At 36.7% G+C, this 829-nt stretch carries 2 pseudogenes; one reads left to right on the top strand and one right to left on the bottom strand.

Features of this window, described 5'->3' with window-relative positions:
* Window positions 1-150 (top strand): annotated as a pseudogene (locus IR141_RS12595) (IS1595 family transposase); the annotation flags it as partial.
* 529 nt (window positions 151-679) lie between these two features.
* Here IR141_RS12595 and IR141_RS12590 read toward each other — a convergent pair.
* A pseudogene (locus IR141_RS12590) lies at window positions 680-829 on the bottom strand (IS1595 family transposase); the annotation flags it as partial.

Raw genomic sequence — 829 nt, 5'->3', positions numbered from 1 at the left:
CAAGCAAAACGCCATTTACGCAAGTTTAACGGCATTCCCAAAGAGCATTTTGAACTGTATTTGAAAGAGTGTGAATGGCGTTTTAACAACAGTGAGATAAAATTTCAAATTTCTATTTTAAAACAATTAGTAAAGCAGGATTTGTTCTAGTTATCTAGGACAGCCCCTAAAATAAAAAGCGTAGTAAACAATCCAGTTTACCTTTATTGCGTTAACAGGCCGTCTGAAAATGTTTTCAGACGGCCTTTCTGATACCAAAGCCTGTTTAAAGCCTTTTCAGATTATTCTAGCGAATGATTTTAAAGTGCCTGCATAGCCTGGTTTGGGTCGGGTATGGTTTGATAATGGATTAAGCATCAACAAAACAATGCCAAAGTCGAGTAGATAACAGGGTTTTGGATTAATTGCCGCCTTCAGTATTTGTAATCCCTGCAATGGCTGTCTACCCAATAGCGGGTACGGTATGGATAATAACAAAAAACAGCTGCTCTTTTCGGCCAATTTTCAGCGGGATCATGGTATCTGTTTTCGAGAAAACAGATACATTATTTCTAAATAAATATTGAGGCTACCGTAGATTAGCAGTTATGACAAGCTGCCAAAATGAAGATAACCCACTGTAAGCTAAATAAGAGTTTCCCAAGAAAACTGCTTGAATATTTGGGGCTGTCCTAGATAACTAGAACAAATCCTGCTTTACTAATTGTTTTAAAATAGAAATTTGAAATTTTATCTCACTGTTGTTAAAACGCCATTCACACTCTTTCAAATACAGTTCAAAATGCTCTTTGGGAATGCCGTTAAACTTGCGTAAATGGCGTTTTGCTTG

This window comes from Neisseria sp. 19428wB4_WF04, assembly GCF_015235335.1.
GTDB classification, from domain to species: domain Bacteria; phylum Pseudomonadota; class Gammaproteobacteria; order Burkholderiales; family Neisseriaceae; genus Neisseria; species Neisseria musculi.
The sequence above is the reverse complement of the archived record's forward strand: the minus strand, read 5'-3'. Positions and strand labels throughout refer to the sequence as shown.